At 63.4% G+C, this 14,748-nt stretch carries 13 protein-coding genes; 7 read left to right on the top strand and 6 right to left on the bottom strand.

All coding sequences use genetic code 11. The annotated features are described in order from the left end of the window. Positions 1–77: 77 nt before the first annotated feature. Together lplT and B0G81_RS17540 are read right to left on the bottom strand one after the other, a co-directional pair. The gene (gene lplT, locus B0G81_RS17545) at positions 78–1,376 is read right to left on the bottom strand and encodes a lysophospholipid transporter LplT (RefSeq protein WP_134137801.1); all 1,299 of its coding nucleotides are present in this window, start codon (positions 1,374–1,376) and stop codon (positions 78–80) included. 201 nt (positions 1,377–1,577) lie between these two features. Then, a complete protein-coding gene (locus B0G81_RS17540) occupies positions 1,578–2,381 on the bottom strand; it encodes an inositol monophosphatase family protein (RefSeq protein WP_106279526.1) in 804 nt (267 codons plus the stop codon). A 407-nt stretch (positions 2,382–2,788) separates the two neighbouring features. Here B0G81_RS17540 and B0G81_RS17535 point away from each other — a divergent pair, with 407 nt between their 5' ends. Further along, on the top strand, positions 2,789–3,607 hold the full coding sequence (locus B0G81_RS17535; RefSeq protein WP_134137800.1) for an RNA methyltransferase: 819 nt from the start codon (positions 2,789–2,791) through the stop codon (positions 3,605–3,607). Positions 3,608–3,815: 208 nt separating this feature from the next. Next, complete coding sequence (cysE, locus tag B0G81_RS17530; protein WP_121307607.1) at positions 3,816–4,649, top strand: serine O-acetyltransferase; 834 nt, start codon at positions 3,816–3,818, stop codon at positions 4,647–4,649. 178 nt (positions 4,650–4,827) lie between these two features. Here cysE and B0G81_RS17525 read toward each other — a convergent pair whose 3' ends face one another. The 4 genes from B0G81_RS17525 to B0G81_RS17510 all read right to left on the bottom strand — a co-directional run bounded on the left by B0G81_RS17525 (position 4,828) and on the right by B0G81_RS17510 (position 7,704). After that, the gene (locus B0G81_RS17525) at positions 4,828–5,625 is read right to left on the bottom strand and encodes a UDP-2,3-diacylglucosamine diphosphatase (RefSeq protein WP_134137799.1); all 798 of its coding nucleotides are present in this window, start codon (positions 5,623–5,625) and stop codon (positions 4,828–4,830) included. Between the two features lie 46 nt (positions 5,626–5,671). Then, positions 5,672–6,166, bottom strand: coding sequence for a peptidylprolyl isomerase (locus tag B0G81_RS17520; protein WP_106279532.1), 495 nt, complete (start codon positions 6,164–6,166; stop codon positions 5,672–5,674). A 143-nt stretch (positions 6,167–6,309) separates the two neighbouring features. Next, a complete protein-coding gene (locus B0G81_RS17515; protein ID WP_106279534.1) occupies positions 6,310–6,891 on the bottom strand; it encodes a peptidylprolyl isomerase in 582 nt (193 codons plus the stop codon). Positions 6,892–6,939: 48 nt separating this feature from the next. Further along, positions 6,940–7,704 carry a tetratricopeptide repeat protein gene (locus B0G81_RS17510; RefSeq protein ID WP_134137798.1) on the bottom strand — a complete coding sequence of 255 codons (765 nt, stop codon included), beginning with the start codon at positions 7,702–7,704 and terminating at the stop codon, positions 6,940–6,942. 239 nt (positions 7,705–7,943) lie between these two features. Here B0G81_RS17510 and cysS point away from each other — a divergent pair, with 239 nt between their 5' ends. From cysS to B0G81_RS17485, 5 genes are all read left to right on the top strand, one after another. Continuing rightward, positions 7,944–9,341 carry a cysteine--tRNA ligase gene (gene cysS / locus B0G81_RS17505; protein WP_106279538.1) on the top strand — a complete coding sequence of 466 codons (1,398 nt, stop codon included), beginning with the start codon at positions 7,944–7,946 and terminating at the stop codon, positions 9,339–9,341. Positions 9,342–9,388: 47 nt separating this feature from the next. Next, complete coding sequence (locus B0G81_RS17500) at positions 9,389–10,438, top strand: DNA-3-methyladenine glycosylase (RefSeq protein WP_134137797.1); 1,050 nt, start codon at positions 9,389–9,391, stop codon at positions 10,436–10,438. 124 nt (positions 10,439–10,562) lie between these two features. After that, positions 10,563–11,534 carry an acetyl-CoA carboxylase carboxyltransferase subunit alpha gene (locus tag B0G81_RS17495; protein WP_074283028.1) on the top strand — a complete coding sequence of 324 codons (972 nt, stop codon included), beginning with the start codon at positions 10,563–10,565 and terminating at the stop codon, positions 11,532–11,534. Between the two features lie 48 nt (positions 11,535–11,582). Next, positions 11,583–13,016, top strand: coding sequence for a tRNA lysidine(34) synthetase TilS (gene tilS, locus B0G81_RS17490; protein ID WP_116117629.1), 1,434 nt, complete (start codon positions 11,583–11,585; stop codon positions 13,014–13,016). 384 nt (positions 13,017–13,400) lie between these two features. After that, positions 13,401–14,651, top strand: coding sequence for an aspartate kinase (locus B0G81_RS17485; protein WP_134137796.1), 1,251 nt, complete (start codon positions 13,401–13,403; stop codon positions 14,649–14,651). Positions 14,652–14,748: the final 97 nt, after the last annotated feature.

Raw genomic sequence — 14,748 nt, 5'->3', positions numbered from 1 at the left:
AATCCGCATTCCGGCCAAACGCCGCGGCGAGCAGCCGACGCGAGCCGCACCGCGCCGGCCTCAGCCGCATGAAGGCTTCATTCTTCCACCATGGCCCGTATGTCCACCGTGCGTTCGTTCACCGCGCTGCGCCGCCTGGCGAGCCACATCATGAAGGTGATGAACGTGCCGAACACAACGATGATCCACTGCGCCGGCATCTTCGCCGTAAGCAGCAGCGCGTAGACGCCGAGCATCAGCAGCACCGCGAGGTTCTGGTTGAAATTCTGCACGGCGATCGAATGCCCCGCGGACAGCAGCGTCGCGCCGCGATGCTGAAGGATCGCGTTCATTGGCACGATGAAAAACCCCGACAGCGCGCCGAGCAGAATCATCATCGGATAGGCGAGCAGAATGTAAAACGGCATGACGTACGTGCCGATGCGAATGCCTGAACCGGGCGGGAACAGATCCTTGTTGTAGAACGCCATGGCGATCGCCACCGCGCCGGTCAGAATGCCGACCGGCAACACGCGCAGCGACTTGCGCAACGGAATTAGCGCAGCGGCCGCCGCCGCGCCGACTGCGATGCCGAGACCCGTGACGCCCTGCATGACCGCCGCCTTCGAGAGCGACAGTCCGAGATTCACGTTGGCCCATTTGAGCACCAGCAATTGCAGCGTGACCGCGCCGCCCCACATCAGGGTCGTCACCCACAGCGCGATCTGCGCGAGTTTGTCGGCCCACAGCACGTTGAAGCAATGATAGAAATCGCCGACCAGTTTCTTCGGTTCGCTCAGGCGGCTTTTATAACGCGCGCCAGTGTCGGGAATGAAGATGTTGATCGCGGCGGCGATCGCATAGGTCACCATCGTCGCGAACATGGCGAGATCGGCGGAGGAACGGATCAGCGGCAGATGCGCATGCGCGACGAATTTGTCGGCGAAGGTGCTGATCAGCGCGCCGCCCACCATCGTGCCGACGATGGTCGACAGCACGGTGGCCGATTCGAGCCACGCGTTCGCCTTGACGAGTTTTTCCGCGGGCAGCAGTTCGGTGAGGATGCCGTACTTGGCCGGCGAATACGCAGCCGCGCCGAAGCCGACCACGCCGTAGGCAATCATCGGATGAACGCCCGCGATCATCATCAGGCAGCCGCTCGCCTTCAATGCGTTGGAGATGAACATGACGTGGCGCTTTTGCATCGAGTCGGCGAAAGCGCCGACGAACGGTGCAAGCAGCACGTACGAAACAGTGAAGAAAATCTGCAGCAGCGGCGTGACCCAGGCGGCCGAACGAATCACGGAGAGCAGCGCGATGGCCGCGATCAACAGTGCATTGTCCGCCAGCGACGAAATAAACTGCGCCGCGATGATTGTGTAGAAGCCTTTTTTCATGAAGCGGATCGGAAGCTGCGCGAGACGGCGGGCGCAAGGCAGGGCGCAGCGAAAAACGCGCGAAACGCAGCCGGCAATGACCTGCGCCGGCGCGGCATTCCGCTTTGTAGCACGAACGCCCGCTGCATGCAGGCGCGCCAACGAAAAAGCGGCCGCAGCCGCTTTTTCATGTTCCGCTTGCCGGCGCCGCCCTCGTAGGGATTACGCCGCTTGCTGGCGCGTGCGGCTGTAGCGCGACAGGATCGGGATCATCTGCGCGTAGACCTTCGCGTTGCCCGCGACGATTTCGCCGACGTGCAGGAAATCCGAATCGCCGGTGTAGTTGCCGACCAGGCCACCCGCTTCCGTGATTAGCAGGCTGCCCGCGGCGACGTCCCACGCATTCAGGCCTTGCTCGAAGAAGCCGTCCATGCGGCCGGCAGCGACGTTTGCCAGATCGAGCGCGGCGGCGCCCGGACGGCGCAGGCCGGCGCACGCTTCGGTCATTTCAGCGAACTGGCGGCCGTACGCTTCCAGGCCGTCCCTTTCGCGGAACGGGAAGCCGGTGCCGATCAGGCCATCAGCCAGACGGTCGCGCTTGGCCACGCGGATGCGGCGATCGTTGAGGAACGCGCCACGGCCGCGCGAGGCGGTGAACAGGTCGTTGCGGGTTGGGTCGTAGACCACGGCCTGCGTCACGATGCCCTTGTGCGCCAGCGCGATCGACACGCAGTAGTACGGAAAACCGTGGATGAAATTGGTGGTGCCGTCGAGCGGATCGATGATCCACTGGTATTCGGATTCGTTATCCGACTTGCCGGATTCTTCGGCGAGGATGGCGTGATCGGGGTAGGCGGTCTTGAGCGTGTCGATGATCGCCGCTTCAGACGCTTTGTCGACCTCCGTGACGAAATCGTTGTGCTGTTTCTTGCTGACCTGGACGAGATCGAGATCGAGCGACGCGCGGGTGATGATCTGTGACGCGCGGCGCGCGGCCTTCACAGCGATATTGAGCATGGGATGCATGAGACTGGATCCTTGTGCCGGGGCAGCACGGCTGCTGGCCGGAAAATAAGCGCTAACCTGCGCCAATTGGGCGCCCTCTAAGAGGCGCGGAAACAGCACGGAACGCTCGCCCGGTACAACCGGTGCGCATTCCGCCGACGGAGACGAATTGGATAAGAACGAGGCGTTCATGCAGTGCCAGAGGGCAAAGCGGACGCGAATTCCGGCATTTTACCTGAGTCCGGACGCCGCGGCAGTGTTTGCGGGGCGGCGGTCGATTTGCCCGCGTTCTGCACGGCTCGGTCCGGCGTTCGCGAGCGCTTCGCCGCAGACATCCGCATGCGCGTCTGCGTTCATACCTGTGTTCGTTTGCGACCGGCCGCGGCGTTGGCGCTACCATACGCGTCTTTAGCCAGCCGAATTCCATCGTGGACCATACCCACCATTCCTCCGATCCCGCCGTAGCCGAACTGCGCGGCGGCTTCACCTCGACGCGCTTCGTGCTGGTCGAGCCGAGCCATCCGGGCAACGTCGGCGCCGCGGCACGCGCGCTGAAAACCATGGGTTTCTCGCGGCTCGTGCTGGTGTCGCCGCGCGTGCCGCACGTGCAGAGCGATCCGGAAGCCATCGCCATGGCGAGCGGAGCCGACGACGTGCTGGCGTCCGCGCACGTCGTGCCGACCCTCGCCGACGCCCTGAGCGGCGTGCACTGGTCGATCGCGCTGACCGCGCGGCTGCGCGAATATGGGCCGCCGCAATGGACCCCGCGTGCCGCCGCCGGTATCGCGCGTGAACAGGCGGTGCACGGCGAGATCGCGCTGGTGTTCGGCAACGAGCGCACGGGTTTGTCGAACGAGGACGTCGAGCGATGCAGCGCGCTGGCGCATATTCCCGCCAATCCTGCCTATAGCTCGCTCAACCTCGCGCAGGCCGTGCAGGTGTTGGCGTATGAGCTGCGCACGATGTATCTGTCGGCCGACAGCAGCGCTGCCGCGCCTCGGGCGGCGGAGGAGGGCGAACCCGTCGGTGCGCGCGCCGCGAGCGACGAAATCGAGAGCATGTTCACGCATCTGGAAAGCGCGCTCGTCGCCATCGATTTTCTTGACCCGGCCAATCCGAAGAAGCTGATGTCGCGCCTGCGCCGCCTGTTTGCCCGCTCGGGCCTCGAGCGCGAGGAAGTGAATATCGTGCGCGGCATCGCCAAACACATTCTGTTGAAGAGCAAGCCCAAGGACGACGCGTCCTGAAGGCCGCGTGTCATATCTGAACTGAATGCCTCCCCGTTAGCCGGCGACGACCCCGCCGGCAGCGTGGGCTTCCGGCAGGTTTTCCGCAATCCCCCTACAATCCTCAAAACGTTCTAAGCAAAGCTGCCGCCGTGCTATGCGGCGAGCCACGCCGTCGTGCGCGCCAGCTCTCGCGCGCGGCTCTTTCTCCCACAACACAGTCCCTGCCATGTTCACGAGACTTCGCGAAGACATCGCCACGATCCGCGAGCGCGATCCCGCCGCCCGCAGCGCCTGGGAAGTCCTCACGTGTTATCCCGGCCTACACGCGCTCTTGCTGCACCGGCTCGCGCATGCGTGCTGGCGAGCCAAACGCCGCTGGCTAGCGCGTTTCGTCTCGCAGATGGCGCGCTTCATGACCGGCATCGAGATTCATCCGGGCGCGACGCTCGGGCGGCGCGTGTTCATCGATCACGGCATGGGCGTGGTGATCGGCGAGACCGCGCAGATCGGCGACGACTGCACGATCTATCAGGGCGTTACGCTCGGCGGCACGTCGCTCACGCGCGGCGCGAAGCGGCACCCAACGCTTGAGCGCGGTGTGATCGTCGGCGCGGGCGCGAAGGTTCTCGGCGGTTTCACGATCGGCGCGGACGCGAAGATCGGGTCGAATGCGGTGGTGACCAAGCCCGTGCCGGCACGTGGCACGGCGGTGGGTAACCCGGCGCGGATCATCGTGCCGGCGGCCGCCACAGTTGCTCCGGAAGCGGCCAATGCCGATGCCGGCGGCGCCGCGCGCGAGGGCAAACGCTCCGCCGCAAGCAGCGGCTTCTGCGCATACGGCATCACGCCGAACGCCGACGATCCGGTGTCGCTGGCGATTCATGGGCTGATCGATCACGCGGCGACGCAAGCCAAGCGCATCGACGAAATCGTCGACGCGCTGGAGCGGCTGGGTACGAGTCTCGAAGGACTGCAAGGCGCCGATGCGGCGTTGCTCGATCTGCGGCGGTTGTCGGCCGCGATTGCAGGGAAAGGGGAAGCGGTGGCGGCGGAGCGGTGAAGTTGTTCGCGCGCGCCGCCGACGCCGGTGCTATTGGCCGGCTGCTAACAGCAACGCTGCATGCGGCGCAGAGCGAGAGCAGCCACAACGCCGGCACGCGTGGCGTGGAACAGCGCCGAGCTACCCGGCGCACTTGACCCGTCGGCGTCGGCACGGGTGCAATCAACTGCCGCCACACTCAACCCAACGGCAACGCCCGAATCCCTTCAGCGTCGATACGCAAATACCCACCACGGCGCTCGCCGTGGTCGAGATCCCAATCCGGCAGGACCCAGCGCGTGCCGCCCGGCTCGCGATGCCGCGCCGGCCGGTGCGTGTGCCCATGAATGAGGGTCGCCGTTTTCGACGACTTGAATAACGCGGCCACGGCCGCCGCCGTCACATCGTATTTCGGCGAAACCGGCCGCGCGCGGCCTTGCTCGCTTTTCGAGCGCATGTTTTCGGCTAGCTTCTGACGCCAGCGCAACGGCCATGCGAGAAACAGCATCTGCGCAAAACGGTTACGCGCAAAACGCCGGAACACTTGATAGCCACGATCGGCCGTGCATAAGCCATCGCCATGCGCGAGGGCGACACGCGTGCCGAACGCGGTGATCACGAACGGATCGGGCAGCCAGATCGCGCCGGCCGCTTTCATGAAGCGCTTGCCCAGCAGAAAATCGCGGTTGCCATGCATGATGTAGAGCGCGATGCCGCGTTCCGACAACGTATGCAGTAGCGCCGCCATGCGCGCGACGAACGGCTCGGCGAGCATGTCGTCGCCGATCCAGTACTCGAACAGATCGCCGAGTATGAACACCGAATCGGCCTGCTCGGCCGTGAAGCGGATGAAATGCTCGAACGCGGCGACCGTATGCGGGATCGCCTCGCTCAGATGAATATCGGAGAGGAAAAAAAACGGGCGTGCGGCGTGCGGGCGTTTGCCCTCGCCAGGCACGCCCGCGGCGACGCTTCGCAGCGGCGTTTCTTGCAGCATTGAAGGTGCCTGATGTCAGTTCGAACGAATCGATGCTCGCTACGACTTAGTCGACGATCACAGCCTTTTCGATCACCACGTCGTCCGCCGGCACGTCCTGATGGAAGCCCTTCGAACCCGTCTTGACCTTCTTGATCTTCTCGACGATGTCGAGGCCTTCGACCACCTTGCCGAACACGGCGTAACCCCAGCCTTGCGGCGTCGGCGACGAGTGGTTCAGGAAGTCATTGTCGTTCACGTTGATGAAGAATTGCGCCGTGGCCGAGTGCGGGTCGTTCGTGCGCGCCATGGCGACCGAGCCGTTGACGTTCTTCAGACCGTTGTTCGCTTCATTCGGGATCGGCTCGCCCGTCGGCTTCTGCTTCATGCCGGGTTCGAAGCCGCCGCCCTGGATCATGAAGCCGTCGATCACGCGGTGGAACACCGTGTTGTCGTAGTGGCCGGCCTTCACGTAGTTGAGGAAGTTCTCAACCGACTTCGGCGCCTTTTCAGCGTCAAGTTCGAGTTTGATGACGCCGTGGTTCGTATGCAGTTCAACCATGATGGAATCCTTTGATGAACAGGGTGGGTAAAAGGCGCGGCGAGTCGTCATGCGTTGACGTTGAGCCGCGCCGGGGCGTGGATTGAGCGCTGACGCTTTTCTCGTGCGCGCGCCCGACTGCGGCGCGCGTCCTGTTGCTGCAATTACTTGCCGACGACCGTGGCCGACTCGATCACGACCGGCTTTTGCGGCACGTCGCTCATCGGGCCGCGCGAGGTGGTGGGCGTGCCTTCGATCTTTTTCACGACGTCCATGCCGCCCGTGACTTTGCCGAACACCGCATAGCCGTTGCCGTCAGGATTCGGATAGTCGAGGCCGGCATTGTCCACCGTGTTGATGAAGAATTGCGCGGTGGCCGAATTCGGGTCGCTGGTGCGCGCCATGGCGAGCGTGCCCGTCATGTTCTTCAGACCGTTACGGCTTTCGAGCGGAATCGGCGCGCGTGTCGGCTTCTCCGCGAAGCTTTGCGTGTAACCGCCGCCCTGAATCATGAAACCACGAATCACGCGATGGAAAATCGTGCCGCTGTACTGGCCGGACTTCACATAGTCGAGGAAGTTGGCGACCGTCTTGGGCGCTTTCTCAGGATACAACTCGACGCGGATGTCGCCTTCCGATGTCTTGAAGAGGACGGACGGATGCGCGGCTTGCGAACCGGACTGGGCAAATGCGGGAGCGTTTGCGATCAGGGCGGCGCTGCCGAGCGCCAACATCAACCATTTCATGAAGATCCTCAGGGTTGGAAAAAACGTATTGCGCGAAACGTGATGGCTTTACTTCGACGGCGCCATGTAAGGCGGCATGGCGAGCGAGCCGTTCGCACCGCCGTACTGGAAGCTCGGCGTTTGCGTCATGTTCGAGGTGGCGCGGGCGGTGTAGTCGTCTTCGGTGCTAACGGCCTGTTTCGCCTGGGCCGCGGTCTTGACCGGCGAGATGACTTTCTGAATGTCCGCGAGCCGCTGCGTGGTGGTGGGGCTCACCTTGCCGAGGCTCTGCGCGTGGCGATAGGCCTCATTGGCCATGCGCAGATACAGGTCGCCGAGATTCTCGTAGGCGAGGCCGTAGCCCGGGTTGACCTTGGTCGCCGTTTCGAGCGCGACGCGCGCTTCGGCGTATTGACCATGCTTCGCGTAAAGCGCGGCGAGGTTGTTGTAGGGCTCGGGCAACTCGGGGTAGGTCTGCGTGAGTTCGGTGAACGCGACGATAGCTTCGTCGTCGCGATTCAGGTGGGCGAGCACCGTGCCGCGCTTGAACTTTGCTTGCGCGTCGCGCGGATTCGAGGCGATGCGCGCGTCGAGCTGGGTCAGCGAGGCGGCCCAGTTTTTCTGCGCGATCGACGTGTCGATTTCCGGCGTGTTGTCGCGCACGGCGGGGCCCTGCGGCAGCGTGGCGGTTTTCTGCGCAAAGGCCGCCGCGGCCGGCATGGCCGCAAGGGCGAGCGCCACGGTGACGCGCAAGGTGAGGGCCCGCGTGGCGCCACCGAAGGCCGTCGCGGCGAGGGTCGCAGCGCTGCGCGCGCGGCCGCTTGAAGGTTTCATAGGCTCAGGTCTGGATGTTATACTCCGACCCATTCTAACAAAAGGTCTGCGCGTTCCGTCGAACCGCAAACTGTCTTTTCGCCACTCGTGGTCGTCTCCGCCTTGATCGCAGCCTGACCGCCGCACCAGGTGCACCGGTTTTGCTGTATGCGACGCGCCCGCCGTCCGGTTCTTGACTGGCGGGGCACGCCGCGCATGAAACACATTGCGGATTTCTTTCGGCCCACGCACCGTTCTCTATGGAATCACTGCGCATCTACAACACGCTCGCGCGTGACAAGCAAACTTTCGTGCCGCTGCAAGAAGGCGTCGTGCGAATGTACGTCTGCGGGATGACCGTGTACGACTATTGTCACGTCGGTCATGCGCGGGTGATGGTCGTGTTCGACATCGTGCAGCGCTGGTTGCGCACGCTCGGCTACGACGTGACCTACGTGCGCAATATCACGGATATTGATGACAAGATCATCCGGCGCGCAGTGGAGAACGGCGAGACCATCAAGGCGCTGACCGATCGCTTCATCAACGCATTGCACGAAGACGCGGACGCACTCGGCATCCAGCGGCCCGACATCGAACCGCGCGCCACGGATTTCATTCCGCAGATGCTCGGCATGATCGAGCAGCTCGAAGCGAACGGCTACGCCTATCAGGCAAGCGACGGCGACGTGAACTATGCGGTGCGCAAGTTCGCGAACTACGGCAAGCTGTCGGGCAAGTCGCTCGAAGATCTGCGCGCGGGCGAACGCGTCGCGGCGAACGACGCGAAGCAGGACCCGCTCGACTTTGTCTTGTGGAAGCAGGCCAAGCCGGAAGAGCCGGCGGATACAGGCTGGGATTCGAAGTATGGGCGCGGCCGTCCAGGCTGGCATATCGAATGCTCGGCAATGGGCTGCACATTGCTCGGCGAACATTTCGACATTCACGGCGGCGGGCAAGACCTGCAGTTTCCGCACCATGAAAACGAAATAGCGCAAAGTGAAGCCGCTACCGGTCAAACCTTCGTCAATTTCTGGATGCACAACGGCTACGTACAGATCGACAATGAGAAGATGTCGAAGTCGTTGAACAACTTCTTTACGATCCGCGAAGTATTGGCGCAGTACGATGCCGAGGTCGTGCGTTTCTTTATCGCACGCGCGCATTACCGCTCGCCGTTGAATTACAGCGACGTGCATATCGACGACGCCCGCAACGCTCTCGCGCGTTTGTACACCGCGCTGAAAGACGTCACGCCGGACGCCGCCGAGCTCGACTGGAATGAGGCGCATGCGCTTCGTTTCCAGGCAGCAATGAATGACGACTTCAACACACCGGTTGCAGTGTCGGTGTTGTTCGAGTTGGCAACAGAAGTGAATCGCACGCGCGACCCCGCGCTGGCCCGTCAATTGCGCTCGCTGGGCGCGGTGATCGGACTGCTCGGCCGCGAGCCGCGTGCATACCTGCAGCAGGCAGCGGGGGCTGCAGCTGAGGGCGCGCTCGAGCCCGCCGCGATCGAAGCGAAGATCGCGGCGCGCGTGGCCGCCAAACAGGCGAAGGACTATGCGGCAGCAGACCGGATCCGGGCCGAATTGCTCGAGGCCGGCGTTGCACTTGAAGACAAACCCGGCGGGTTGACCGAGTGGCGGCGCGTGTGAGCGCACCTCGACTTACCCTTTGATCGACTCGCCAGGCAGGAGGCAGGATGGCAACGGCCACGAAGACGCCGGCTAAACGAGCCGCGTCTCAAACAAACGCGGCAGCCGCGGCAAAGTCGACACGCACGTCGGCTCGCACGGGCAGCGGCGTGGTAAGGAAAGCATCGTCGAAAGCCGCCGGGGTGGTGGCCAAGACCGCAGCGGGCGCAGCGAAAAAGACCACCGTGCAGCGTGCGCTCAACGGCGCGTCGGCGCACGCGCCTGTCGCGAAGCGCGCGAAGCCGCAGCGTGCGAAGAGCAACGGCGCCTTGTCGGCGGAACTGGCCGGCGACGTGCAGGAACTCGCCCGCATCAACGTCGAGGGGCACGAAGGCGAAGTCGTGCGCAAGACGCGCGCGTCCGCAACCGCGGGCGGCGAAGCGGCGAGCGCGAGCGAAGCCGCGGTGCCGGTGCAGATCGCCGGCCTCACGCCTGAAGTCACGCGTCCGGCCTATTGGGACAAGGCGTGTGCCGACCTCGTCAAGCGCGATCGCATTCTGAAGAAACTGATTCCGAAGTTCGGCCCGGTGCATCTGCTGAGTCGCGGCGATCCGTTCGTCACGCTCGCGCGTTCGGTGGTCGGGCAGCAGATTTCGGTCGCGTCCGCGCAGGCCGCCTGGGCGAAGGTCGAGGCCGCGTGTCCCAAGCTCGTGCCGCAGCAGTTCATCAAGCTCGGTCTGGAAAAGCTGACCACGTGCGGGCTGTCCAGGCGCAAAGCCGAATACGTGCTCGATCTCGCGCAGCATTTCGTTTCGGGCGCGCTGCACGTCGGCAAATGGACGTCGATGGAAGACGAGGCCGTGATCGCAGAACTCACGCAGATTCGCGGCATCGGCCGCTGGACCGCGGAGATGTTCCTGATCTTCAACCTGTCACGCCCCGACGTCCTGCCGCTCGACGATTTGGGCCTGATTCGTGCGATCAGCGTCAACTACTTCAGTGGCGAACCGGTCACACGCAGCGAAGCGCGCGAGGTCGCCGCCAACTGGGAGCCGTGGCGCACCGTCGCCACCTGGTATATGTGGCGTAGTCTTGACCCGTTGCCGGTCGACTACTGAAAAAGAAGAAACGGGACTATTTCAAAAGCTATCAAAGTTTGAAAATTGATAGTTGCGAGATGGTTTTGACATCGGCCCGCGCGGTTAGAATACGCGCTGCCGGTAAGTCCAAGGATTACAAACAATGAAGACCACGTTTCTGGATTTCGAACAGCCGATCGCTGAACTCGAAGCGAAGATCGAAGAATTGCGCTTCGTGCAGGACGATTCGGCCGTCGATATTTCGGAAGAGATCGAGCGGCTGTCCAAGAAGAGTCAACAGCTCACCAAAGATCTGTACGCGAACCTCACGCCGTGGCAGGTTTCGCAAATCGCCCGTCATCCGCAACGCCCGTACACGTTCGACTACGTGAGCGAGTTGTTCACCGACTTCCACGAATTGCACGGCGACCGCAACTATGCGGACGACCTGTCGATCGTCGGCGGCCTCGCGCGTTTCAACGGCCAGGCGTGCATGGTGATCGGCCATCAGAAGGGCCGCGATACCAAGGAGCGCGCGCTGCGCAACTTCGGCATGCCGCGTCCGGAAGGCTATCGCAAGGCCGAACGTCTGATGCGTCTCGCCGAAAAATTCGGCTTGCCGATTTTCACGTTCATCGACACGCCGGGCGCGTATCCGGGCATCGGCGCGGAAGAGCGCGGGCAGTCGGAAGCGATCGGCCGCAATCTTTACGTCATGGCCGAACTGAAGACGCCGCTGATTGCGACGATCATCGGCGAGGGCGGTTCGGGCGGCGCGTTGGCCATTGCAGTCGGCGACAGCGTGCTGATGCTGCAATTCTCGACCTATTCGGTGATCTCGCCGGAAGGCTGCGCGTCGATTCTGTGGAAGAGCGCCGCGAAAGCGCCGGAAGCCGCGGAAGCGCTCGGCCTGACCGCGCATCGTCTGAAGGCGCTCGGCCTGATCGACAAGATCGTGAACGAGCCGCTGGGCGGCGCGCATCGCGATCCGAAAGGCATGGCCGCGATGCTGCGCCGTGCGCTCGCCGATTCGCTGCGCCAGTTCCAGGGCATGAGCATCAACGACCTGCGTCAACGCCGTTTCGAACGGTTGATGTCGTACGGCAAATTCAAGGAAACGACGCCGGGTGCGTAAGCCCGCGCGCGTTTTCTTTCGTCCTTCAGCGCTTGATGCGCTAGCGACGTGACCTCCACCGCCGAAACACCCGCCGACCGCCTCGTTCTCGAGGCGGTCGGCTTTTCTTTGTCTGCGCTTCCCGCTAGCGCGCGTGTTGCGATTGCCTTCAGTGGCGGGGTGGATTCGAGTGTGCTGCTCGATGCCGCGGTGCGTGTCGCGGGCGCGTCGCGTTGCATCGCGCTGCATGTGCATCATGGGCTTAGCGCGCATGCCGATGCATGGCTCGCGCACTGCGAGGCGTTTGCGCTGGAGCGTGGTGTCGAGTTCGCGGCAGAGCGCGTCGAGGTGTCGCGTGATGCGGGCGTGAGCGTCGAAGCCGCCGCACGCGATGCGCGTTATCGCGCGCTGGACGAGATGTGCGCGTCGCATGGTGTAGCCACGCTGTGGCTCGCGCAGCATGCGGACGATCAGGCTGAGACTGTGTTGTTGCAATTGCTGCGCGGCGCCGGTCTCGCCGGTCTTGCCGCGATGGCGCCCGAGTATTTGCCGGCGAATGCGTCGGCAACGCGCGTGCGGCCTTTGCTTCATCTACTGCGCGCACAGCTCGAGCAATACGCGTGCGAGCGTGCGTTGCGTTGGATCGACGATGAATCGAATGCCGATACACGCTACGCCCGCAATGCGTTGCGCCACGAAGTGACGCCGGCCCTGGCCGTGCATTTTCCGGGCTTTCGCGACGCGCTTGCGCGCACGGCGGCGCACGCGGCGTCGGCGCAGCGTTTGCTCGATACGCTTGCGCGCATCGATATGGAAGAAGCGTCACGCGACGAAGGGCGCGCGCTATCGCACGATGCATTGCTCGCGCTTGACGACGACCGCGCGCTCAATCTTCTGCGCTACTGGATGCGCACGTTGGGCTTCGTTGCCGCATCGAGCGCGCGTCTCGGCGATGCGCTGCGTCAGTTGCGTGAGATCGGCGCGGCGGGCGAGGGCCATGGTCTGCGCATCGATCACGCGGGACATGCGTTGCGCAGCTATCGCGGTGTGATCTATTGGGAAGCGGGAGACAGTAGCGAGCCCGCCGACGAAACCGCCCTCGCCGCGCGCGCGGTCAGCGAGCTCGCGTGGCAGGGCGAGTCGATCTGGCGGTTGCCGCAATGGCGCGGCACGTTCGTATTCGCCGACGCCGCGGTTGGTGACGCCGACGCGACGATTCCCGTGAGCGTGTTGCAGCGTGCGGTGTTGAGCGCACGTCCGCGCAGCGGCGGCGAACGCATGCGCACGAGCGACGCGCCTGGCGCACCGAGCCGCACGTTGAAAAATCTATTCCAGGAGCGCGGCATTCCCGCATGGAAGCGCGATGTACCGCTGCTTTACATCGGCGATGAACTGCTGTTCGTGCCCGGGCTCGGGATCAATCGCGCGACGTTGCCGCAGCCGATCGACGAGGCCGAATCGCGCGTCAGGATCGTCTGGCGCGAGGACTTGCTGATCGCCTGACCGGCCGGTCGGACACCTCGATAGTCCGTGCCGCGAATCCGGAAATAGGGCGCAAATCCGCATGAAACAGGCCTTTGCAGCGCATATTCAGCGTGATCCGATGGCCGTTCCGGCTTGTCTTTTTGCGCTCGATCGGGTACGTTAACTTGTTTGCCCGACCCGATTTCGCCTTCGCTTTTGTTGAATTAGTCGGTTTGCGATCGTGATCCGTCGTTTCCGGTAAGCCATCAGCGATCATTCCCGGGCAAATCCGCGCGTGCTGCACGCGTGCTGCATTTACGCCGCCACACACTCTGCCGTCGTTCACAAGACGTTGCGCTTCTGTGCTTTTGTGCGGTCGTCTCCAGCGCGCCAGCGCGGTTTCTCCTCCAGTTCAGAACGACAATGGCACTCATCGTACACAAATACGGCGGCACCTCGATGGGCTCGGTCGAGCGCATCAAGAACGTCGCCAAGCGCGTCGCGAAATGGCACAAGGCTGGCCACAAGATGGTCGTCGTGCCGTCGGCGATGTCCGGCGAAACCAACCGCTTGCTCGGTCTCGCGAAGGAAATCACGGGTCAGCCGAGCCCGCGCGAACTCGACATGATTGCCGCCACGGGCGAGCAGGTCAGCTCGGGTCTGCTCGCCATCGCGCTGCAGGAAGCCGGGGTCGACGCGGTCAGCTACGCCGGCTGGCAAGTGCCGGTGAAAACGGATAGCGCGTTCACGAAAGCGCGCATCAGCGAAATCGACGGCGAGCGCGTGCTGCGCGATCTCGACGCCGGCAAGGTGGTGGTGATCACCGGCTTCCAGGGTATCGATCCTGCCGGCAACATCACCACGCTCGGCCGCGGCGGTTCGGATACGTCGGCGGTCGCGGTTGCGGCCGCGTTGAAAGCCGATGAATGCCTGATTTACACGGACGTCGACGGGGTCTACACGACCGACCCGCGCGTGGTGGAAGAAGCGCGCCGGCTCGATCGCGTGACGTTCGAAGAAATGCTGGAAATGGCAAGCCTGGGTTCGAAGGTGCTGCAGATCCGCTCGGTGGAATTCGCCGGCAAATATCAGGTGAAGACGCGTGTGTTGTCGAGCCTGACCGATCCGCTGATACCGCTCGACGCTGAAATGAAGTCGGGCACCCTGATTACTTTTGAAGAAGACGAGACCATGGAAAAAGCAGTCATCTCGGGCATCGCGTTTCAGCGCGACGAAGCTCGTATCGCCGTGATGGGTGTGCCCGACAAGCCGGGCATCGCGTATCAGATTCTCGGCCCGGTGGCGGACGCGAATATCGACGTCGACATGATCATCCAGAACCAGAGCGTGGAAGGCAAAACGGCGTTCACGTTCACGGTCGGCCGTGGCGACTATCAACGCGCCATGGACATCCTCACGAACCAGGTGAAAGGCCACGTGCAGGCCGAGCAGGTGCTGGGCGATCCGAAGGTGTCGAAGGTCTCGGTGGTGGGCGTCGGCATGCGCTCGCATGTGGGTATCGCGAGCACGATGTTCCGCACGCTGTCGGAAGAGGGCATCAACATCCAGATGATCTCGACCTCCGAAATCAAGATCTCGGTGCTGATCGACGAGAAGTATATGGAGCTCGCTGTGCGCGCGCTGCATAAAGCGTTCGAGCTGGATCAGGCGTAAGTAGTTTTGAATAGGCGGGGCGTGCAAGAGCGCCCCGTTTGTTTTGCGCGGCCGCGGTGGCCCAGGTGAATAAATTGCGTCGTCAGTGACGAAACTG

Origin of the sequence: Paraburkholderia sp. BL6665CI2N2 (assembly GCF_004366535.1) — a bacterium.
Taxonomy (GTDB): domain Bacteria; phylum Pseudomonadota; class Gammaproteobacteria; order Burkholderiales; family Burkholderiaceae; genus Paraburkholderia.
Note: the sequence above shows the minus strand (reverse complement) of the source record. Positions and strands in the feature narration are given on the sequence as shown.